The organism is Streptomyces sp. NPDC002680 (assembly GCF_042889145.1).
Lineage (GTDB): Bacteria > Actinomycetota > Actinomycetes > Streptomycetales > Streptomycetaceae > Streptomyces > Streptomyces adonidis.
The window spans coordinates 60,106-80,857 of record NZ_JBIAQP010000003.1 but is presented as its reverse complement, the minus strand read 5'-3'; the positions used below and the strand labels follow the sequence as shown (position 1 = coordinate 80,857).

The window sequence follows — 20,752 nt, the reverse complement described above, 5'->3', positions numbered from 1 at the left end:
CGATCCCCCATCCGGCTGACGAGGACCGGGCCCCCAACTATGGTGCGGCGCAAGCGTTCCGGCACTTGGCCCACCGGCATTGCGATGTCAGTGGTGGGTGCCACAGTGGGGGAGTGAGCAACGTCAGCGTGTGCGGAAACGGAGAGAAGGCAGGGGGTGGCATCCGGTCGTGACCGGTATGGGTGTGGAGGCGGGCGCGCAGGTTGCGCGTTCCCGGGCCCTGGCCGTGCTGCGCATCCGCAGCAGGGCCCTGGCCGTCGCCCTGCTGCCCGCGGCCGTCGCCGTCGTGCTGTGGGCCGGTGTCTCCACCGGCCACCTCGTGGGAGGCGGCTGGCACCTCGCCCGCTGGATCACGAGCGGCGCCGCGATCGTCGTACTCCTCGCGGCGGCCGTCATCGCCCTGGTCGTCGCCCGCTCCCGCCCGGCCATGAGCCCCACGGTCCCGATAGCCGAGGAATCGGCCCCGGACCTCTACCACCTGGTGCGCGACCTGGCCGACCGCTTGGGCGTCCCCGCACCCTCCGCGATAGCGCTCACCCCGGACTGCGACAGCTGGCTGGAGGACCGCACCCACCGCGCCCACACCCCGCCCCCGGCGGAGGACCGGGACGAGATATCGGGTGTACGAGGCCTGCGTCCCGCCCTCCAGGGCCAGCACCGGCGTGCGGCGGCGACGGCGACGCCCGTCCTTGTGATCGGCTCGCCGTTCCTGTGGTGGATGCGCGTCGGCGAGCTGCGCGCTGTCCTCGCCCCGGTCGTCGCCGGTACGGGACCTTCGGCGCACCCGGACATCGCGGCGGCGCGGCGCTTCGTACGAGGCCTGGACGCGGCGGTTGCCGTGGCGGCTGCGCCGCAGCGCGGGCCCGTGTCCCGTACGGCGCTCGCGGGCGTCGGCTGGGTCGCGAGGCTGCTGCTGCGCGGCTGCCGGGTGCACGCGGCCGAGATGGAGCGCGGGGTCGCGGTGGCCGCCGCCGAGCGTGCACAGGCTGTGGACTACGGGCTGCGGATCGTCGCACAGGAGCAGGTCGGGCTGGCGTACGCGGGCTGGGACCGGCTGCTGACCCGGGTCGCGCTGCCCGCCTGGCGGATGGGCCGCTGGCCGGCCCGGCTGGACGCGGGCGTCGTCGCGGCGCTCACGGAACTGTCGCGCCGAGACCGGCTGGCCGAGGGCTTCACGTCCCGCCTGGGGGAACGCCCGGCCTGCGACCTGCTCGAAGAGCCCGGCGCGATCGACGAGGCGGCCTCGCTGCTCGCCGCCCGTCTCTTCCACGGGGGTCCGGCCGAGCCCGGCCCCGACTGGGCGCCGGTGGACTGGCAGGAGTACCCGGAGGAGGTGGTCGACCGGAAGTGGCGTACGGACGCGGCACGTCTGCACCGGGTCCTGGACACCCTGGGCGTCCACCGCACGGCGACACCCACACGCCGGGAGGCCGACGCGCCGACCCTCTCCCGGGTGATGAACCACTTGACGACTCCTCAGACGTCTCAGACGCCGCAGCCGCCTCAGTCGCCCGCGAGGGAGACGGTGGACGCGGAGGACGTCGAATACGAGTACGGGGACGGCGAGCGGGTGGGAAGCGAACGCAGCGAGGCTCTTGCCGCCGGGATCAGTGCGGAGGTCGCCCGCGAGGAGGCGGCGGCGCCGGCAGGCCTGGCCGGCCAGGGCCCGGCGGACACGGCCGTCTGGGACGACGGCGCGCTGCCGCTCTTCCCGCTGCAGCCGCCGCGTACGGGTCGTGAGCTGCTCGCCGATCACGTCACGGCGATGGTGTGTTGTGCGGCGATGGACACGGCGGGGGCGACACCGGGTCTGGACTGGCTGGACGGCCCGTCGCTCCTCCTGAACGGCGAACGGGCGGCGGACCTGGGTCCAAGGGTCCTGACCCTGATAGAAACGGGCGACCCGGCCCCCCTGGAGGCATGGCTCCGCACAACAGGAGTACGCCCGGAGAAGCCGGTACGCCTGGTGTGACCCGGGGCCTCTTTCGCCCCCGCCGCCCCTACCCGTCCCATCCTCGGGGGCGCTGCCCCCGAACCCCCGCTCCTCAAACGCCGGAGGGGCTGAAATGCCGAGGCATATCCAGCCCGTCCGGCGTTTGAGGACAAAGGGGGGTCTGGGGGCGCAGCCCCCAGGGATGGGAACGGGTAGGGGCGGCGGGGGCGGAGAAACAGGTCGGAGGACTCTCTTCCGCTTCTGGTCAATTAGCGACGAACGGTGACGGACTGCGTGCGTAATGTGATGTGCTGGGACCGATCGCGCACATGGCAATCGCTCGGGACATAAGACAACAGCAGCCGAACAGCACGCAGCACACAGCACGCGCACACAGCTGACGGGGGAGCCAGGGAGGGAAGCAGTCATGGGGTCGCAGCCGATCCGCCGCTGGGAGTCGGGAGCACTCGCGCACGCCGTCACGGACCCCTTCGGCCTGGGCCCTGTCCCCTGGCTCCGAGGCAGCGAGACCTACTTCGACGACACCGGCCATGTAGTCCCCTGGTACGTAGACCCCTTAGACCCCACCCCCACCGCCAGAATCCCCAACCCCCGAAACCCCCGCCCCACCCCCCGCCCCACCGGCGGCCCCCGAGCCGCCGACGACGTACACCGGCAGATCAAGGGATTCACCTCCACCGGCCCGGCCGCCCCGGGCGAGGCCATCGACTTCCACATCACCGTCGACCCGCCGCAAGAGTTCGCCGTGGACATCTACCGCATCGGCCACTACGGCGGCGACGGCGCAGCCAAGATCACCACCAGCCCGCGCCTCTCCGGCATCGTCCAGCCCCCGCCCCTCACCGCCGACCGCACGGTCTCCTGCCACCACTGGTGGCTCTCCTGGCGGCTCCAGATCCCGTCGTACTGGAACATCGGGGCGTACGTCGCCGTCCTCACCACCGTCGACGGCTACCGCTCGCACATCCCCTTCACCGTCCGCGACAACCACCCGGCGGACCTGCTGCTCCTCCTGCCCGACATCACCTGGCAGGCGTACAACCTCTACCCGGAGGACGGCCGCACCGGCGCGAGCCTCTACCACGCGTGGGACGAGGAGGGCCGGCTCCTGGGCGAGGCCGACGCGGCCACCACCGTCTCCTTCGACCGCCCGTACGCTGGCGCGGGCCTCCCCCTCCACGTCGGCCACGCCTACGACTTCATCCGCTTCGCCGAGCGCTACGGCTACGACGTCGCCTACGCGGACGCCCGCGACCTGCACGCCGGCCGCGTCGACCCCACCCGATACCGGGGCCTGGTCTTCCCGGGCCACGACGAGTACTGGTCCTCGGCGATGCGCCGCACCACCGAACTCGCCCGGGAGAACGGCACGTCCCTCGTCTTCCTCTCCGCCAACACCATGTACTGGCAGGTGGAGCTGGGACCGTCCCCCTCCGGTATCCCCGATCGCCTCCTCACCTGCCGGAAGCGCCGCGGGCCCGGAAAGCCGGCCCTCTGGCGCGAGATCGACCGGCCCGAGCAGCAGCTGATCGGCATCCAGTACGCGGGCCGGGTCCCCGAGCCGACCCCCCTGGTCGTGCGCAACGCCGACCACTGGATGTGGGAGGCGACCGGCGCCCACGACGGCGACGAGATCGACGGGATGGTGGCCGGCGAGGCCGACCGCTACTTCCCGCGCACCCAGCTCCCCGAGCACGAGGACCGCATCCTCCTCGCCCACTCCCCGTACGCGGACAGCGAAGGAGCTCTCCGCCACCAGGAGACCTCCCTCTACCGGGCCCCCTCCGGCTCCCTGGTCTTCGCGTCCGGAACGTTCGCGTGGTCCCCGTCCCTGGACCGCCCCGGCCATGTGGACGCCCGTGTCCAACGGGCCACTGCGAACCTCCTGGACCGCATCTGCAAACGAGACTGAACCGGACTCCCGCGCACCCCGGCGAAAACGGACTCTCCGCATACGGGAGAATCGACCCACTTGGTCATCACCACGGGGAGGAACCGTGTCCGGATTCGTAGAAAAGCCCGAGCCCCTCCAGGTTCCGGGTCTGGTGCATCTGCACACCGGCAAGGTGCGCGACCTGTACCAGAACGAGGCGGGCGACCTCGTGATGGTCGCCAGCGACCGTATCTCCGCCTTCGACTGGGTGCTGCAGACGGAGATCCCCGACAAGGGCCGCGTCCTCACCCAGCTCTCGCTCTGGTGGTTCGACCAGCTCGCCGACCTGGCCCCCAACCACGTCCTGAGCACCGAACTCCCGCCGGGCGCCCCCGCCGACTGGGCGGGCCGCACCCTGATCTGCAAGTCCCTGCGCATGATGCCGGTGGAGTGCGTGGCCCGCGGCTACCTCACCGGCTCCGGCCTCACCGAGTACAACGCGACCCGTACGGTCTGCGGCCTGGCCCTGCCCGAGGGCCTCTCCGACGGCTCGGAACTCCCCGCCCCGATCTTCACCCCGGCCACCAAGGCCGCGGTCGGCGAGCACGACGAGAACGTGTCGTACGAGGAGGTCGCCCGCCAGGTCGGCGCCGAGTCCGCCGCCGAGCTGCGCCAGGCGACCCTCGCCGTCTACTCCCGCGCCCGCGACATCGCCCGCGACCGGGGCATCATCCTGGCCGACACGAAGTTCGAGTTCGGGTACGAGACCACGGCGGAGGGCGAGACCCTGATCCTGGCCGACGAGGTCCTCACCCCGGACTCGTCCCGCTTCTGGCCGGCCGACGTGTGGGAGCCGGGCCACGCACAGCCCTCGTTCGACAAGCAGTTCGTACGGGACTGGCTCACGTCCGCCGAGTCCGGCTGGGTCCGCGCCAGCGAGCAGCCCCCGCCGCCACTCCCGCAGGAGGTCACGGACGCGACCCGCGCGAAGTACATCGAGGCGTACGAGCGACTGACGGGAATCAGCTGGACCTGAGCCCGCCCCCTCCGCATACGCCGAAGGCCCCGGTCCACTGGACCGGGGCCTTCGACCGCTGAGCGGACGACCAGGTTCGAACTGGCGACCTCAACCTTGGCAAGGTTGCGCTCTACCAACTGAGCTACGTCCGCATCGCGTCCCAGACACGTCGTACGAGTCGTACGTGCCGTGGCGCGACACCAACTATACCCAACCCCGACGCCGGGCGAGCCGCACAGCCGCATGCCGGTTCTCGGCCCCGAGTTTGGAAACGGCCGACGACAGATAGTTCCGTACGGTCCCCTGCGACAGCGCGGCCCGTTCCGCGATCTCCGCGACCGGCGCCCCGTCGGCGGCGAGTTCGAGCACCTCGGCCTCGCGCGCGGTCAGCGGGGAGTCCCCGGCGGAGATCGCGTCGGCGGCCAACTCGGGGTCGACGTAACGGTTTCCGGCGTGCACGGTACGGATGATCTCGGCGAGCCGCTGCGCGCTGACCGTCTTGGGAACGAACCCCCGCACACCCGCCGCAAGCGCCCGCTTCAAATGCCCCGGCCGGCCATGGCTGGTCACGATCAGCACCCGGCACTCCGGCAGTTCGGCCCGCAGCGATGTGGCGACCTTCACACCGTCCGCGCCCGGCATCTCAAGATCGAGCACGGCGACATCGGGCCGGTGCGCCCGCGCCATGGCCAGCGCCTCGGGCCCGGTGGCGGCCTCGGCGACGACCACGAGATCGTCCTCCAGGGCGAGCAGCGCGGCCAGCGCACCCCGGATGAGGTGCTCGTCGTCGGCGAGCAGCAGCCGTACACCGCTCATGAGGTGACCTCGCTCACAACGAACTCGGCACCGGAGCCGGACCCCGACCCCGACCCCGACCCCGCAGGCAACGGCACGGTAGCGACCACCCGGAACCGACCCGCACCCTCACCACTGTCCGAATCCACGACCCCCGCCTCCAGCCGCCCATCCACGGCGGACAACCGCTCCCGCAACCCGACAATCCCGGACCCGGCCCCCACCCCGAACCCCTTGCCCGCCTCCCCCCTGTCAGCGACCCCGTCGTTCTCCACGGTCAGCACCACACACCCGTCCCCCACCCGCACCCGAACCCCGCACCACCCCGCATCCCCGTGACGCAGCACATTGGTGGTCGCCTCCCGGACCACCCACCCGAGCGCCGACTGCACTTCCCCCGGCAGCCCGACCGCGGCCTCCCCGGTCACCTCGCAGGAGATCCCCGCGGCGGTCAACACGCCCTGTGCGCCCAGGAGTTCAGCCCCCAGATCAGCTTCCCGATACCCCCGTACGACATCCCGTACCTCCCGCTGCGACTCGCGGGCGATCCGCTGCACCTCGATCATCTGGTCGACGGCCTCGGGCCGTTCGCGGCGGGCGAGCTGGACCGCCAGCTCGCTCTTGAGGGCGATCACGGCCAGGTTGCGCCCCATCACGTCGTGCAGATCGCGCCCGAACCGGAGGCGCTCCTCGGCGACGGCGAGCCGGGTGCGGGTCTCGCGGGCCTCGTCGAGTTCGTACACGACCTTGAGCAGCCAGACGGAGAGGGCGCTGGTGAGCGTGATGAACCCGGCGGTGAACAGCACCACGCCACCTGTGAAGAAGGCCTCGTCCGCTGGGAAACCCACCAGGAGGGACACGGCGACCGAGCCAACGGCCAGGCCGGACACCATCGCCAGCATCCGCCTCCGGCCGCGCATCCCGAGGGCGATGCTGCCCGCGCCGAAGCACACCACCCCGATGAACAGCGAGGCCGCGACGGTCTCCAGGTCGTCGCCGCCCGTCCCGTGCCTGCCAAGGATGAGGGCGCCGACCCCGATCAGCGCGGTCACGGCGCCGAGTACGACGAGCAGCCGTACGGGCTGCTCCCGGGTCCCGCAGATCCAGTCCAGCGCCCGGGAGGCGGTCACCGCACTCAGCACGGCGTGCGCGCACACCACCACCGACAGCCAGAGCGCGGGCCACCCGTCCAGCAGCCCCAGCACGGGCAGCCCGATCGCGCCGACCTCGACGAAGGCGATCATGTGGAACGTCCAGCGGGTGTACGTCTCCACCTTCGCCGGCGCGCTCTTGCGCCGCCACCAGCTCCCGGGCCTGCGCATATCTCCTGCTCCCCGTCCCGTCAGTGCCGAGGTTCCCAGCGGAACCACCGTCGTACAGCAAACACCGACAGCACGGTCCAGGCCAGGCCGGTCAGTACGGCGCCCAACGCCTCGTACGCCGACAGGTCACCGGTCCAGGCGCCGCGTACGAGGGTGATCACGGGCGTCAGCGGGAGGAGTTCACAGAAGGCGGCGACCCGGTCGGGCAGCACCTCCAGCGGGACGGTGATCCCGGAGCCGAGGAACGAGACGAGCATCAGCGGCAGCGAGGTGACCTGCGCGCTCTCGGTGGTCCGGCTGAGGCTCGCGGTGAGCGCGGCCAGCGCCGTACACATCACCAGACCCAACAGCAGCCCGATGAGGGCGAGTTGGGGTGCCGGTGGCGCGTCGAGATCGAGCAGGACGGCACAGCCGACGGCCAGCAGCACACTCTGTACGAAGCCTGTCACGACCGCCGGCAGCGCCGATCCGGTGAGTATCTCGACGTCGCGCAGTTCACCGGTGCGCAGCCGCTTGAGCACGAGTTCCTCGCGCCGGGCGGTGTAGACGCCGACGAGGGCCGCGTACACGGCGAACAGCAGCGAGAAGCCGACCGAGGCGGGCAGGATGACCGTCCCCGTACTGAGCCCGGCCTCCTTCAGGTCCATCCCGTCGGCGGCGGACCACGCGCTGAACGGCAGCACCAGCGGCACGAACAGGGCGGCGACGAGCGTCCCCTTGTTCCGCAGGAACAGCGCGGCCTCGGCCCGGGCCAGCGCCCGCATCCGCCCGGCGGGAGTGGTCGTACGTCCGCCCGTACCGACGCCACCGACAACCGCGCTCACGCGACACGCTCCTCAGCCACAACAGAACTCTCCACACTCTCCACGCCCGCGGACGCCTCCCGCGCGATCCGCAGGAACGCCTCCTCCAGCGAGGCCGACCGCACGTCCAGCCCCCGCAGCTCGACCCCGGCCCCCTCGGCCCACATCAGCAACCGCGTTGCCGCGCGCTGGAGTTGATGGGTGCGCAGCCGTACGACGCGCCCCTCCTCCTCGTACCCGATCACGCCGAACGTGTCGAGCGGCGGCAGGTCTCCCACGAAGTACCCGGTGGGCAGCTCGAAGGAGATCCGGGACGGCTGCGAGGCGGTCACCTCGGCGGGCGTACCGGCGGCGGCGATGCGCCCCTCGTGGAGGATGGCGAGCCGGTCGGCGAGATCCTCGGCCTCCTCCAGGTAGTGCGTGGTGAGCAGTACGGTCGTACCGCCGGCGCGCAGTTCCCGTACCAACTCCCAGGTGTCGCGCCGCCCTTCGGCGTCGAGACCGGTCGTCGGTTCGTCGAGGAACAGCACCTCGGGGTCGCCGAGAAGGGCGAGCGCGAGGTCGAGCCGCCGCCGTTCGCCTCCGGACAGCTGCTTCACGCGTACGCCGGTCCGCCGCTCCAGTCCGACGAGTGCGAGCGCCTCCGCCTCGGGCCGTGCGCCGCTCGTGCACCCGGCCCACATCCGCGCGGTCTCGCCGACGGTCAGGTCGGAGGGAAAGCCGCCCTCCTGGAGCATCACGCCGGTGCGCGGCCGTACGGCGGCCCGCTCGGCGTACGGATCATGGCCGAGCACCCGCACCCGCCCCCCGGCCGGTGGCGCGAGCCCCTCCAGCAGCTCGACCGTCGATGTCTTGCCCGCGCCGTTCGTGCCGAGCAGGGCGAAGATCTCCCCGCGGCCCACGGAGAAGGACACCCCGCGCACCGCTTCGAACCCGCCCCCGTACACACGCCGCAGGTCAGTGACCTCAATCACGTGTTCGCGTTCGTTGGTTTCCATGCCTCCAGCATCCGGGCCGGGAGGAGGCGAGGGCAGTGCGTGGTGTCATCAGCGCACATGACAAATGTCAGACGCCGAGGGAATGGGAACACTGGGAACACGACGAAGGCCCCGGTCCATTGGACCGGGGCCTTCGACTGCTGAGCGGACGACCAGGTTCGAACTGGCGACCTCAACCTTGGCAAGGTTGCGCTCTACCAACTGAGCTACGTCCGCATTGCCTCCAGTCGGCTTTCACCGACTGGCGCGAGCACCAGCCTACCTGATCCACAACTGTGGTCGGACCGGCGATGCAGAGCGGGTGACAGGAATTGCACACTGCGCCTTCCCCCTGGAAGGGGGATGTTCTGCTACTGAACTACACCCGCAAGCCTCCGTGAGCCGGGCCTTTCGGCCTTGCCCCTCGGCGTGCTCCAGACTCTAGCTGATCAGCAGGGGGGCAACGCAAGTCGGTTGCGCCGAGGGGCTCCTGAGGCACCGCAGGGGCGCTGCGGGGGTACTACTGGGCGGCGGTGAAGGCCTCGTACACCTTCTTGGGGATGCGCCCGCGGGCCGGTACGTCGAACTTGTTGGCGAGGGCCCAGGCCCGGACCGCCGACGGGTCGGGGGCGACCTCCGTCTGCTTGTACGCCTTGCCGGAGCGCGACCGCTTGCGGCCGGCCTCCACGTACGGCTCCAGGGCCTTACGCAGTTTCTTGGCATTGGTTTGATTCAGGTCGATCTCGTACGACTTGCCGTCAAGTCCGAAGGCGATCGTTTCCGCCGCTTCCGAGCCGTCGATGTCGTCAGAGAGTGTGACCACGACACGCTGAGCCACGAATATCGGTCCCTTCGTGCGACACCTCTGCCACGACGTGCGAAGACGTCGGGAGGTGTCGAAAGATCTCGGTTGTCCGACTGTTATTGGGCAAAGTATCGGCTAATGCCTTTTCCTTTGTACAGTGCCCGGCATTGCAATGGGAAGCCCGACTAAATCTGTCCGCGTGTCTCCCGCGCAATAGACATCCTGGATGCGAACCCGGATCTTTCCCAGAACTTTTCGTGTTGGCGCCGGTCCGATACCGGATCGTGATGCTGCTCTCGTGGGTTCCCGTAGATTCCTACGAATCTACCCGCGTAGAAATTTTGTGCGGGTAGTCTGAACCCACCTGTAGGAACCTCGCCAGGGACCTTGCTCAGCACCACAACACCGGGAGTGCCAGTGGCACGCGTCGTAGTCGACGTCATGCTCAAGCCGGAGATCCTCGACCCCCAGGGCCAGGCGGTGCAGCGTGCACTGCCGCGTCTCGGTTTCGACGGTGTCTCCGACGTACGTCAGGGAAAGCGATTCGAACTGGAAGTTGACGGACCGGTGGACGACGCCGCGCTCGCCCGCATCCATGATCTTGCGGAATCCTTCCTCGCCAACACCGTGATCGAGGACTTCACCGTGAAGGTGGAGGAGATGGTGGGGGAAGAGAAGTGACTGCTCGTATTGGAGTCGTCACCTTTCCGGGTTCGCTGGACGACCGGGACACTCAGCGCGCGATCAGGCTCGCGGGTGCGGAGCCGGTGGCTCTCTGGCACAAGGACAAGGATCTCAAGCAGGTCGACGCGGTGGTTCTGCCGGGCGGATTCTCGTACGGCGACTATCTGCGCGCGGGTGCCATCTCCCGTTTCTCGCCGGTGATGGAGTCGGTCATCGAGCAGGCGAAGTCGGGCATGCCGGTCCTCGGCATCTGCAACGGCTTCCAGATCCTCACCGAGGCGCACCTTCTCCCGGGCGCGATGCTCGGCAACAACCACCTTCACTTCATCTGCCGCGACCAGAAGCTGCGGGTGGAGAACGCGGACACGGCCTGGACCGTCGACTACGACGCCGGCCAGGAGATCCACATCCCGCTGAAGAACATGGACGGCCGGTACGTCGCCGACGAGCACACGCTCGACGAGCTGGAGGCGGAGGGCCGGGTGGTCTTCCGCTACCTGGACTTCAATCCGAACGGTTCCCTCCGGGACATCGCCGGCATCACGAACGCCGCCGGGAACGTCGTAGGCCTCATGCCGCACCCGGAGCACGCGGTCGAGCCGCTGATCGGCTCCGGCCGCACCGACGGCCTCCCCTTCTTCACCTCGATCCTCAAGAAGCTGGTCAACGCATGAGCCGGACGCCTCTGGACACGGTCGAGCACGCGGCCGAGACCCCCGACGTCGAGCTGCCCTGGGCCGAACTCGGCCTGAAGAAGGACGAGTACGAGCGGGTCGTGGAGATCCTCGGCCGCCGCCCGACCGGCGCCGAGCTGGCCATGTACTCGGTCATGTGGTCCGAGCACTGCTCCTACAAGTCGTCGAAGGTGCACCTGCGCCAGTTCGGCGAGAAGGCCCCGCAGAGCGATGCGCTGCTCGTCGGGATCGGCGAGAACGCTGGCGTCGTCGACGTCGGCCAGGGCTACGCGGTCACCTTCAAGGTCGAGTCGCACAACCACCCGTCCTACGTCGAGCCCTACCAGGGCGCGGCCACGGGCGTCGGCGGCATCGTGCGCGACATCATCGCGATGGGTGCACGCCCGGTGGCTGTGGTGGACCCCCTGCGCTTCGGCGCGGCCGACCACCCCGACACCAAGCGCGTCCTCCCGGGCGTGGTGGCGGGCATCGGCGGCTACGGCAACTGCCTCGGGCTCCCGAACATCGGCGGCGAGGTCGTCTTCGACGCCTGCTACCAGGGGAACCCGCTGGTCAACGCCGGTGCGATCGGCGTCATGCGGCACGAGGACATCCACCTGGCGAAGGCGTCGGGCGCGGGCAACAAGGTCATCCTGTACGGGGCTCGTACGGGCGGTGACGGCATCGGCGGCGCGTCGATCCTGGCGAGCGAGACGTTCGACGACGCCAAGCCGTCGAAGCGTCCCGCGGTCCAGGTGGGCGACCCCTTCCAGGAGAAGCTCCTCATCGAGTGCACCCTGGAGGCCTTCAAGGAGAAGCTGGTCGTCGGCATCCAGGACCTGGGTGCGGCGGGCCTGTCGTGCGCGACGAGCGAGCTGGCGTCGAACGGCTCGGGCGGCATGCGCGTGACGCTGGACGACGTACCCCTCCGCGACTCCACGCTCTCGCCCGAGGAAATCCTCATGAGCGAGTCGCAGGAACGCATGTGCGCGGTCGTGGAGCCGGAGAAGGTCGACCGGTTCCTGGAGATCTGCGACAAGTGGGACGTCATCGCCACGGTGATCGGTGAGGTAACCGATGGCGACCGCCTCGAAATCTTCTGGCACGGCGGCAAGATCGTCGACGTCGACCCGCGTACGGTCGCGCACGACGGTCCGGTCTACGAGCGCCCGTACGCCCGCCCGGACTGGCAGGACGCCCTCCAGGCGGACGACGCCAACAAGCTTGCGCGGCCGACGAGTTCGGATGAGCTGAAGGCCCAGGTCGTCCAGCTGGTGTCGTCCCCCAACCAGGCGTCCAAGTCCTGGATCACCTCCCAGTACGACCACTTCGTGCAGGGCAACACGGTGTTGGCCCAGCCCGAGGACTCCGGGATGATCCGTGTCGACGAGTCGACCGGCCTCGGTGTCGCCATCGCGACGGACGGCAACGGCCGCTACGCCAAGCTGGACCCGTACGCGGGCGCGCAGTTGGCGCTGTCGGAGGCGTACCGGAACGTGGCGACGACGGGCGCGAAGCCCCTCGCCGTCTCCGACTGCCTGAACTTCGGTTCGCCCGAAGACCCGGCGGTGATGTGGCAGTTCGCGGAGGCGGTACGTGGACTCGCGGACGCCTGCCAGCAGTTGGGCACGCCGGTGACGGGCGGCAACGTCTCGCTCTACAACCAGACGGGCGACGTGGCCATCCACCCGACGCCGGTGGTGGCGGTACTGGGCGTCATCGACGACGTGGCTCGGCGCACTCCGGTGGCGTTCCAGGAGGAGGGGCAGCTGCTGTACCTCCTCGGGGACACGCGCGAGGAGTTCGGCGGCTCGGCGTGGTCGCAGGTAGTGCACGACCACCTGGGTGGCCTGCCGCCCAAGGTCGACCTGGAGCGGGAGCGGCTGCTGGCCGAGATCCTGATCTCCGCCTCCCGCGACGGCATGATCGACTCCGCGCACGACCTGTCGGACGGCGGTCTGATCCAGGCGGTCGTGGAGTCGGCGCTGCTGAGCGAGAAGGGCGCGCGTCTGGTCGTACCGGACGGGCTCGACGCTTTCACTCTCCTGTTCTCGGAGTCGGCGGGGCGTGCGGTGGTGGCCGTCCCGCGCTCGGAGGAGCTGCGCTTCAACGACATGTGCGGGGCGCGGGGGCTGCCGGTGACGCGGATCGGTGTCGTCGACGGCGACTCCATCGAGCTGCAGGGCGAGTTCACGCTGACGCTGGCGGAACTGCGCGAGGCGCACGAGGGGACGATTCCGGCGCTGCTGGCGTAGGCGGCAACGGGATCAAGCGGGATCAACTGGGTTGGCTGAGGCCCCCGTTCGGATATCTGTCCGAGCGGGGGCCTCTCCGTACGTCGGCTCAGGACGGGCGTACCGGCAGGGTGACGGTCGCAGGTCGCAGCCCCTCCGTGCTCGCCGTGAGGGTGAGGCGGCCCGGGGACTTGGCCGGGCGGAGGATGGCGAGGGCGCGGCCGTGCCAGGTGTGGCGGCGGGGCTGCTGGAAGCTGTCGACGTTGTGCGGGTTGCCGTTGCCGACGCCCGCCAACTCCCCGGCGCCTTCGATGGTGAAGGCCACCTCGAACGTGGCGTCGGGCACGAGATTCCCGTGCCGGTCGACGACCTCGACGAGGACGTGGGCGAGGTCGTCGCGGCCGGTGGTGAGGGCTCTGACGTCCGGTACGAGGCGGAGGGCGGCCGGGGAGCCGACGGTACGGAGGGTCTGGCGGCCGATCTCCGCGCCGCCGAGACTGGCGACGGCGGTCAACTCGCCGGGCGTGTAAGGGACGTTGAAGGTGGCCATGGCCCGCTCGGGGGCGGTCGCGGTGCCCTCGGGGAACTCGGCGCCGTTGAGGAGGAGTTGGACGCTGTCGCCGCCGGTGTAGACGTGCACCTTGAGCGGGGTGCCGGGTTCGACGTCCTCCCAGGTCCAGCTGGCCAGCTCGTCGAAGTAACCCCACCAGATGGCGACTTGCTCGGTGCCGGCCGGGGTGGGCCGCTCCACGAGCACCTCCACCGGGCTGCGGCCCGTCACCGCGTCCCGCCAGTGGTTCTGCGGCTTGCGCTGCCCGATGAGGTCGAAGTCGCCACAGTTCGCCTGGAAGTAGGGGTACGGATAGCCGAAGCCGCCCCAACCGTGGTGCAGCTCACGGGAGATGGACCACCCGGGCATGACGCTCTGGTCGCCGATGGTGGCCCCCGTCCCCACGGGAGGGATGGGCGTCTTGCCGATACCGGCCTCGCCGAGGTAGTCCCAGGCGGCCCAGACCCAGGTTCCGGTTGCCCAGGTGTGCTCGCGGGCGAAGTGGATGTCCTGGTAGATCGTCGCGGGGAACGTCTCGTTGTGGGTCATCGCCTTGGCGGGGTTGGCGGCGTGCATCTGGGCGTAGCCCTTGCCGTTGGCGTTGTAGTGGACGTCGCCGACATCGACGTAACTCCAGGAGGGGTCACTGGCGGTGAAGGTGGACCCGCCGCCGAGGGTGCTGGGCCGGGTGGGGTCGAGGGAGCGGAGGAGGGCGGCCATTTCGGCGCCCCGATGGCCGTTCGTCCGGTCGGTGATCTCGTTGCCGAGGGACCAGATGACGACGCTGGGGTGATTGCGGTCCCGGAGGACGGTGCTCGTGAGATCCCGCTCCCACCACTCGGCGAAGTGGACGGAGTAGTCCTGGGGGTTCTTGCCGGTGTCCCAGACGTCGAAGAACTCGTCCATCACCAGCATGCCCAACCGGTCGCAGGCGTCGAGGAGTTCGGGTGTGGGCGGGTTGTGGGCGGTGCGGATGGAGTTGAACCCGGCGGCCTTGAGGATCTCGACCCGGCGTTCCTCCGAACGCCCGAGCGCGACGGCGCCGAGCGGCCCGTGGTCGTGGTGGACATTGCCGCCCATGACCTCGACGGGTTGACCATTGAGGAGGAAACCGACGTCACCGTTCCAGACGATGGACCGGATCCCGAAGCGAGTGGTGACGGTGTCGACGACCCGTCCGCCGACCAGGATGTCGGCCCGCGCGGTGTAGAGGCTGGGCGCGGACAGGGACCACAACTCCGGCTGCCGGATGGGCAGTTCGAGTGTTGAGGTGACGCCCTTGTCGCCCGCCGCCACGTCCTGCGGCGATGCGTGACGGGTAGCGACGATACGTCCGCGCGGATCGAGAACGGTGACGCGTACGGAGGCGGAGGAGTCGTGGGCCCCGAGGTTGGCGACGGAGACGGCCACGCGGGCGAGCGACCGGTGCGGGCTGACCTCGGGTGTGGTGACGTGGACGCCCCAGAGAGGGATGCGTACGGGCCCGGTCACCGTGAGCCAGGTGTGGCGGTAGATGCCGGAGCCGGAGTACCAGCGGCTGTTCTGGCCGCTGTTGTCGACGCGGACGGCGAGGACGTTCGGGCCGGTGGGGTTCAGGTGGGGGGTGAGGTCGTGGGCGAACGAGGTGTAGCCGTAGGGGTGGAAGCCGAGGTGGACGCCGTTGAGCCAGACGTCGGCGTTCTGGTAGACCCCGTCGAACCGTAACTCGGCGTGCAGAGGGCCGAGTTCACCGGCAAGCTCCTCGGCCCCGAAGTGCTTGCGGTACCAGCCGATCCCGCCGACCGTGTACCCGGTCGAGCCGCCGTTCTGGCTGTGCTGGGGGTCGAACGGGCCGATGACGGGCGGGGGTTGGGGTGCGGAGGGGTCGGGTTGCTTGGGCACGAGGAGCGACGGGTCGCTGGTGACGGCGCCGTCGGGGGAGGGGGCGTAGGGCAGGTCCTCGATGCTCCAGTCGTGGGGGAGGTCGAGGGGGCGCCAGGAGGTGTCGTCGTAGGCGGGGGCTTCGGCGCCGGGGGCGTCACCACGCTGAAAGAGCCAGCCTTCGTCGAAGGAACGTTCACGTGCATGCCCGCCGGCGGCTTGCGGTTCCGAGGCTGCGGCGCCTGCCTGCCCGCCCCCGACGACCGCCGCTGATCCTGCGGCCACTGCACCGAGCTGTAGGGCTGTACGCCGGGTGACACCGTCCGACGCGCTGCCGTCTGTCCCGTTCATCGCCAACTCCTCCACACCGTCAAGGAATTCGGTATCTCGAACACCGGTCAGAATGCTGAACTGACACAGGCATGTCAGGAGTAGAGTGGCGGGGCGCCGACGTCAAGGTTCTCGACAACAACCACTCCAGTTCACGGCAGTTACAGTCCAGGCAGGCGTGCGAGGCCCCGTCCGCTTTCGGACGGGGCCTCGCACGCGGTCTTCAAGCCCTGCTTCTCGGCCGGATGCCGGGCAACTGGCTCCAGCGGCACGTCATGAAGTCCCCCAGTGACGACGTACCTGTTGAGGATCTTCGGATCCAGCTCGAACGTGTCACTCTGCAGCTACTGCGGTTCGTCATCGGCATACGCGAAGTCGTACGCGCCCCAGTCCGTGAGCAGGCGGTAGCCGATTCGCTTGTACAGGGCGTTGCTCGTGGGGTTGTTCGGGTCTGTGTACAGCACGACGTCCGTGGCGCCCGCCTCCAGTGCCGTTCGGGTCACCTCGACCGTCACGGCGGCCGCGTAACCGCGACCGCGCAGGTGGGCCGGGGTGTAGACGGGGTCCACCCGGACCTGGCCGCCGACTAGGGGGTTCACGCCCGCCATGGAGACGGGGGTGCCGTCCGGTGTCTCCCAGTAGGTGTAGGTCTTCTCGCCGAAGCGTGTGTTGGACCAGGTGTCGGCGTTGATGGTGATGTCCTCCCCGAAGAACTCCGCGGCCTCACGGCACCACTGCATCAGATGCTCATGGTCCGCCTCGCCCACGAGTCGGCCCCGGCCCGCCGGCACCGGCTCCGGCGGAGTGAGCGTGCCGAGGCGGTACAGGTGGATCCGGGTACTGAACGTCGGCGTCGCGCCCGTGTGCCGCTGCCAGGCCTCGGCGAAGACGGTGGCGGTGTCGATCTCCCCGCTGACGCCCGGGGGCCGGTGGCCGAGGGCGACCAGATGGGCGGCGAGACCGTCGGCCTGCTCGGGGGTGAGGGACGTGACGCTCAGGCGCTTCTGCGGGGTGAGTCGGAGGAAGGCGGCGGTGACCTCGCCGTCCTGCTCCAGCCGGCCGAAGACGGGGTCCTGGGCGGTGCTCGCGCCGGGCCCGCCTGTGCGCACCTGCTCGATGGTCGTCAGCGCGGTGGTGTGCAGAGCGGGCCGTGAGCGTAGGAAATCCCCGGCCCGGTCGAAGAATTCATGGACGTCTTCGGTGAGGTACCAGCCATCCGATCGCATGCCTCATGGTTTCGGATCTGCGTCGCCGCCAGCAACGCGATTGCCGTTAGGGCCCGGCGAAGAATGGCTGGTTGATGCGGCACAGGCCGCGCACGCGTACGTGGTCCGACCAGGCCCGGAGCCCTGGTCGGCCGTGCCCAGGGCGACCAGCGGGGCGTTGCCGGGCTGTTGGCAGAGCGCACAGATGTGGGTCCTGCGGAGGCACGCGGAACACATACGGCCGGTGTTTTCGAGGGTCCCATAGCGCAGGAACGGGGCGCGGCCGACCTTGCAGACGTCACAGAGTGGCTCGTTCTCGATGTCGGCGACGGAGACATCGCTGACGCGGCACTGACGCTCGGTGGAGTCGGCGAGCCGTACCCAGACGAGGTCGTCCTCGCCATCGGCCTCCGGGTAACCGGACCCGACCTGCACGACGACGCCCTCGACGGGCTCGGGCGCCTCACGCTCACGGAGGAAGGGCGGGACGAAGGTGGTCCCTTGGACTCGGTCGCCCAGGATGAAGTGGACGTCGGTGAGGGCACTGTTTCGGCGGCGGGGCTCAGGGGTGGTCATGGGGACAACGGTTCCGTCGTTCCAACGGCGAGACAATCGAACGTAGAAATTCCACGAGAACTGGCAAATGCCGGAAAGTTGGCATGTGGCTGCGCAAGGAGGGCAAGGACTGCCACACTCGGTGCACAGGCCGTTACTTGGTGGACACGGGGCGTCAAGTGACAGGCATAGTCGTAGTGTTGGCGGGCATGACCGCAGAAGGGGCGGGCACGGTGGCAACGAAGACGGGGCCGACGATCCGACGGATGCAACTCGGTCAGGAGCTGCGGAGGCTGCGCCAGCAAGCGCCTCGCGATGACGGAGACGGTCAGGGGTTGACCCTGGCGGCAGCGGTACGAGGTCTGGGGTTCACCGAGTCGAAGCTGTACCGGGTGGAGAACGGCTTGACGAGCCTTCCCAAGGTGCAGGACCTCAAGGAACTCCTGGACCGCTACGGCGTCACGGACCTGGACGACGTGGAGTTCCTCTTGGAGATCCACAAGAACTCGCTGAACCGCGGCTGGTGGTCGGTCTATCGGAGCCTCATGCCGTCAGGCTTCGGTATGAGCGTCGGCCTCGAAGGCGATGCCAAGATCCTCCGGGTCTACGAACCATGCGTGCTGTACGGCCTGTTCCAGACCGAGGCGTACGCGCGAGCCCAGTTCGAGATCGCCAAGCCCATCGACGAACGGACGACCGAGTTCGTCGAGCGGAACATCGAGATCAGGATGAGGCGTAAGGAGGTCATCACGCGGTCCGACCGTCCGGTGGAAGTCCACGCGATCCTCGAAGAGGCTGCTGTACGACGCGTCTACGGCGGCCCGGACGTGATGCGCGAGCAGTACGCGCACCTGGCGGATCTCTGCGCGTTGGATCATGTGACCGTGCAGATCCTCCCCCTGTCGCAACCGGTGTACCGGGCGCCCGAGAGTTTCGTCCTCATGGAGTTCGAGTCGCCGCTGCCCACTGTGGTCAGCAAGGACGGCCAGGACACCGTCAGCCTGACGGACAAGGACACGGAACTCTGGCGCTTCTCGCGCCGGTTCGACGCCATGCGGGCCGGGGCGCCCAGCCCTGGGGAGACCTCTGACTTCTTGCAACGACTGGCACGAGAGATGGAACGACCATGACGACTCACCACCTGTCGGAAGCCACCTGGCACAAGTCCTCGTACAGCAATGACTCAGGCGGCAACTGTGTCGAAGTCGCCCACCTCACCCCCGCCCGCATAGGCGTCCGCGACTCCAAGCACCCTCAAGGCGGCCCCACCCTCCTCCTCCCCCCAAAAGCCTTCGCAGCCCTCCTGACCCACCTCCGGAGTTGACAGCCCGACATGCCCCCAGCCAGAAAACCAAAGCCCCGCACCCGAACCTACGACCCCACCAAAACCCGCACCGCAGTCCTCACCCAGTACGCCAACATCCGCACCGCCGCCCTCACCCTCACCCCCGCCCAACTAACCCTCCCCACCCGCCTGGGCGACTGGACCGTCCGTGATCTGGTCGCCCACATCTCGATGGCCGTCGGCAGCATCAGCCTGGCCCTCGACCGGGACGAGCCGGCGAAGGCCGAGATCGGCGCCCTCGACTACGCGTCGGCGACCGCCGCCTACGCCGAGGCCATCGCGGAGAACAGCCACGACCTCGCCGAACGCACCCCCGACCTCAACACCCTCCTCACCCACACCGAGGAACGCCTCACCAAACACCTCACAGGCGTCGCAGACACCCGCGTCCTCGCGGTCCGGATCGGCTCCGTCACCCTCACCGACTACCTCGTCACCCGTACCGTCGAACTCGTCGTCCACACCGACGACCTGAACGACGCCGTCCCGGGCCTCGACATCCCGTACGACCGCCAGGCCCTGGCCACCTGTACCCGCCTCCTCGCCGACACCCTCGCCGCCAAGGCCCCCGGCGGCTCCACGGAGGTCCGGATCCCGCCGTACGCCGTGGTGCAGTGCGTCGAGGGCCCGAGGCACACCCGTGGCACCCCGCCCAACGTCGTCGAGACCGACCCGCTGACCTGGATCCGCCTGGCCACCGGCCGGGTCACCTGGACCGACGCCCTCGACAAGGCCCAGGTCAGCGCGAGCGGCGAACGCGCCGACCTCGGAGACCTGCTCCCCCTCATGTCCTGACGACAGCAATCCGCAGCCCCCGCCAAAAAGGGGCCGGACGGGAACCGCCCACCCGCCCCTTCCGTCCCACCGGCATGAAAACGCAGCGACTGACGAGCCTCGGCCTCGGCCTCCTGACCCTCACCGTGCTGCCCCTCGCCGCGGCCTGTGGCAGCGAGAAGGACAGCGGCGGCAGCCCGACCGTCGGGACGGGGTCCGGGACCGCGGACGTCACCGGCGTCCACTGGACCGTCGACGACCTCACCGTCGACGGGAAGAAGAGCGACGCACCGGCCAGCGCCTGGCTGAAGATCGCCAAGAACGGCGAGGTCAACGGCAACCTCGGCTGCAACGGCTTCGGCGCCAAGGCCACCGTCGACGGCGACGAGATCGCCCTCGGACAGTTCCTGTCGACCGACATGGCCTGCGCCTCGATGGGCTTCGAGAACACCCTCACCAAGGCCCTCAAGGACGGCACCCTCACCGCCAAGTCCACCGAGAGCGCCAAGAACGCCCAGCAGCTCACCCTCACCACCAAGACCGGCGACACCATCCACCTCACCGAGGAGAAGGCCGCCGCCCTCTACGGCACCAAGTGGACGATCACGACACTCGGTGCCGCCGGCGACGGCAGCGGCGACGGTGACAGCGCGGCCGTCTCCCCCCTCCCCTCCGGCGCCGACGCCTACCTCGTCCTCGACCAGAAGAAGGGGACCGTCAGCGGCAAGGCCGGTTGCAACAACGTTTCTGCCGATGCGACCGTCAGCGACGGCACTATCACTTTCGGCAGTCCGTCGACCACCCGAAGGATGTGCGACGGCTCACTCATGGAGGCCGAGAAGACGCTGCTGGGTCTCTTCGACGGCAAGGCGACGTACAAGATCGATCACCGGAGCATGACGCTGACCAGCGCAGACGGGACCACCGTCAGCGCGACCGCCGCCGATTGAGCCCCTACCGCAGTCCACGGCCGTGCGGCGCCCCCGTGTCACAG

At 69.5% G+C, this 20,752-nt stretch carries 18 protein-coding genes and 3 tRNA genes; 10 read left to right on the top strand and 11 right to left on the bottom strand.

Going from position 1 to position 20,752, the window contains the following annotated elements:
* Positions 1 to 178: 178 nt before the first annotated feature.
* The 3 genes from ACFYXF_RS10015 to ACFYXF_RS10005 all read left to right on the top strand — a co-directional run bounded on the left by ACFYXF_RS10015 (position 179) and on the right by ACFYXF_RS10005 (position 4,863).
* Entirely contained in the window at positions 179 to 1,972 is a 1,794-nt protein-coding gene (locus tag ACFYXF_RS10015) for a hypothetical protein (protein ID WP_389349453.1), read from the top strand.
* 388 nt (positions 1,973 to 2,360) lie between these two features.
* The gene (locus ACFYXF_RS10010; RefSeq protein ID WP_389349076.1) at positions 2,361 to 3,866 is read left to right on the top strand and encodes a N,N-dimethylformamidase beta subunit family domain-containing protein; all 1,506 of its coding nucleotides are present in this window, start codon (positions 2,361 to 2,363) and stop codon (positions 3,864 to 3,866) included.
* A gap of 85 nt (positions 3,867 to 3,951) precedes the next feature.
* Entirely contained in the window at positions 3,952 to 4,863 is a 912-nt protein-coding gene (locus tag ACFYXF_RS10005) for a phosphoribosylaminoimidazolesuccinocarboxamide synthase (protein WP_389349075.1), read from the top strand.
* A gap of 61 nt (positions 4,864 to 4,924) precedes the next feature.
* On the opposite strand, the gene ACFYXF_RS10000 is transcribed toward ACFYXF_RS10005, so the two are convergent.
* From ACFYXF_RS10000 to ACFYXF_RS09965, 8 genes are all read right to left on the bottom strand, one after another.
* A tRNA-Gly gene (locus ACFYXF_RS10000) sits at positions 4,925 to 4,997 on the bottom strand.
* Between the two features lie 52 nt (positions 4,998 to 5,049).
* Positions 5,050 to 5,661, bottom strand: a complete 612-nt coding sequence (locus tag ACFYXF_RS09995) for a response regulator (protein WP_389349074.1) — start codon at positions 5,659 to 5,661, stop codon at positions 5,050 to 5,052.
* Positions 5,658 to 6,962: a sensor histidine kinase gene (locus ACFYXF_RS09990; RefSeq protein WP_389349073.1), complete on the bottom strand. Its 1,305-nt coding sequence runs from the start codon at positions 6,960 to 6,962 to the stop codon at positions 5,658 to 5,660. The genes ACFYXF_RS09995 and ACFYXF_RS09990 overlap by 4 nt, the downstream gene beginning before the upstream one ends.
* Positions 6,963 to 6,982: 20 nt before the next feature.
* Positions 6,983 to 7,726, bottom strand: coding sequence for an ABC transporter permease (locus ACFYXF_RS09985; protein ID WP_389349452.1), 744 nt, complete (start codon positions 7,724 to 7,726; stop codon positions 6,983 to 6,985).
* 56 nt (positions 7,727 to 7,782) lie between these two features.
* Positions 7,783 to 8,763 carry an ABC transporter ATP-binding protein gene (locus ACFYXF_RS09980; protein WP_389349072.1) on the bottom strand — a complete coding sequence of 327 codons (981 nt, stop codon included), beginning with the start codon at positions 8,761 to 8,763 and terminating at the stop codon, positions 7,783 to 7,785.
* A gap of 143 nt (positions 8,764 to 8,906) precedes the next feature.
* Positions 8,907 to 8,979, bottom strand: a tRNA-Gly gene (locus tag ACFYXF_RS09975).
* Positions 8,980 to 9,059: 80 nt separating this feature from the next.
* Positions 9,060 to 9,131: transfer RNA gene (locus ACFYXF_RS09970), tRNA-Gly, on the bottom strand.
* Between the two features lie 131 nt (positions 9,132 to 9,262).
* A complete protein-coding gene (locus ACFYXF_RS09965; RefSeq protein WP_369037066.1) occupies positions 9,263 to 9,580 on the bottom strand; it encodes an Lsr2 family protein in 318 nt (105 codons plus the stop codon).
* 384 nt (positions 9,581 to 9,964) lie between these two features.
* Here ACFYXF_RS09965 and purS point away from each other — a divergent pair, with 384 nt between their 5' ends.
* The 3 genes from purS to purL are packed head-to-tail and all read left to right on the top strand — an operon-like array spanning position 9,965 to position 13,160.
* Positions 9,965 to 10,228 (top strand): phosphoribosylformylglycinamidine synthase subunit PurS, encoded by a 264-nt coding sequence (purS, locus tag ACFYXF_RS09960; protein ID WP_235476986.1) that lies wholly within the window; start codon positions 9,965 to 9,967, stop codon positions 10,226 to 10,228.
* A complete protein-coding gene (gene purQ, locus ACFYXF_RS09955) occupies positions 10,225 to 10,905 on the top strand; it encodes a phosphoribosylformylglycinamidine synthase subunit PurQ (protein ID WP_389349071.1) in 681 nt (226 codons plus the stop codon). Before purS ends, purQ begins: the two co-directional genes overlap by 4 nt.
* Entirely contained in the window at positions 10,902 to 13,160 is a 2,259-nt protein-coding gene (gene purL, locus ACFYXF_RS09950; RefSeq protein WP_389349070.1) for a phosphoribosylformylglycinamidine synthase subunit PurL, read from the top strand. The genes purQ and purL overlap by 4 nt, the downstream gene beginning before the upstream one ends.
* An 88-nt stretch (positions 13,161 to 13,248) precedes the next feature.
* Here purL and ACFYXF_RS09945 read toward each other — a convergent pair whose 3' ends face one another.
* From ACFYXF_RS09945 to ACFYXF_RS09935, 3 genes are all read right to left on the bottom strand, one after another.
* Entirely contained in the window at positions 13,249 to 15,900 is a 2,652-nt protein-coding gene (locus tag ACFYXF_RS09945; RefSeq protein ID WP_389349069.1) for a glycoside hydrolase family 2 TIM barrel-domain containing protein, read from the bottom strand.
* A gap of 323 nt (positions 15,901 to 16,223) precedes the next feature.
* Complete coding sequence (locus tag ACFYXF_RS09940) at positions 16,224 to 17,105, bottom strand: GNAT family N-acetyltransferase (protein ID WP_389349068.1); 882 nt, start codon at positions 17,103 to 17,105, stop codon at positions 16,224 to 16,226.
* 3 nt (positions 17,106 to 17,108) lie between these two features.
* Positions 17,109 to 17,660 (bottom strand): hypothetical protein, encoded by a 552-nt coding sequence (locus tag ACFYXF_RS09935; protein WP_389349067.1) that lies wholly within the window; start codon positions 17,658 to 17,660, stop codon positions 17,109 to 17,111.
* Between the two features lie 188 nt (positions 17,661 to 17,848).
* Here ACFYXF_RS09935 and ACFYXF_RS09930 point away from each other — a divergent pair, with 188 nt between their 5' ends.
* The 4 genes from ACFYXF_RS09930 (at position 17,849) to ACFYXF_RS09915 (ending at position 20,708) form a co-directional block, all read left to right on the top strand.
* Complete coding sequence (locus ACFYXF_RS09930) at positions 17,849 to 18,769, top strand: helix-turn-helix domain-containing protein (RefSeq protein WP_389349066.1); 921 nt, start codon at positions 17,849 to 17,851, stop codon at positions 18,767 to 18,769.
* Positions 18,766 to 18,963 carry a DUF397 domain-containing protein gene (locus ACFYXF_RS09925; protein WP_389349065.1) on the top strand — a complete coding sequence of 66 codons (198 nt, stop codon included), beginning with the start codon at positions 18,766 to 18,768 and terminating at the stop codon, positions 18,961 to 18,963. The genes ACFYXF_RS09930 and ACFYXF_RS09925 overlap by 4 nt, the downstream gene beginning before the upstream one ends.
* Positions 18,964 to 18,972: 9 nt before the next feature.
* Entirely contained in the window at positions 18,973 to 19,779 is an 807-nt protein-coding gene (locus ACFYXF_RS09920; RefSeq protein ID WP_389349064.1) for a sterol carrier family protein, read from the top strand.
* A gap of 74 nt (positions 19,780 to 19,853) precedes the next feature.
* Positions 19,854 to 20,708 carry an META domain-containing protein gene (locus tag ACFYXF_RS09915; protein WP_389349063.1) on the top strand — a complete coding sequence of 285 codons (855 nt, stop codon included), beginning with the start codon at positions 19,854 to 19,856 and terminating at the stop codon, positions 20,706 to 20,708.
* Positions 20,709 to 20,752: the final 44 nt, after the last annotated feature.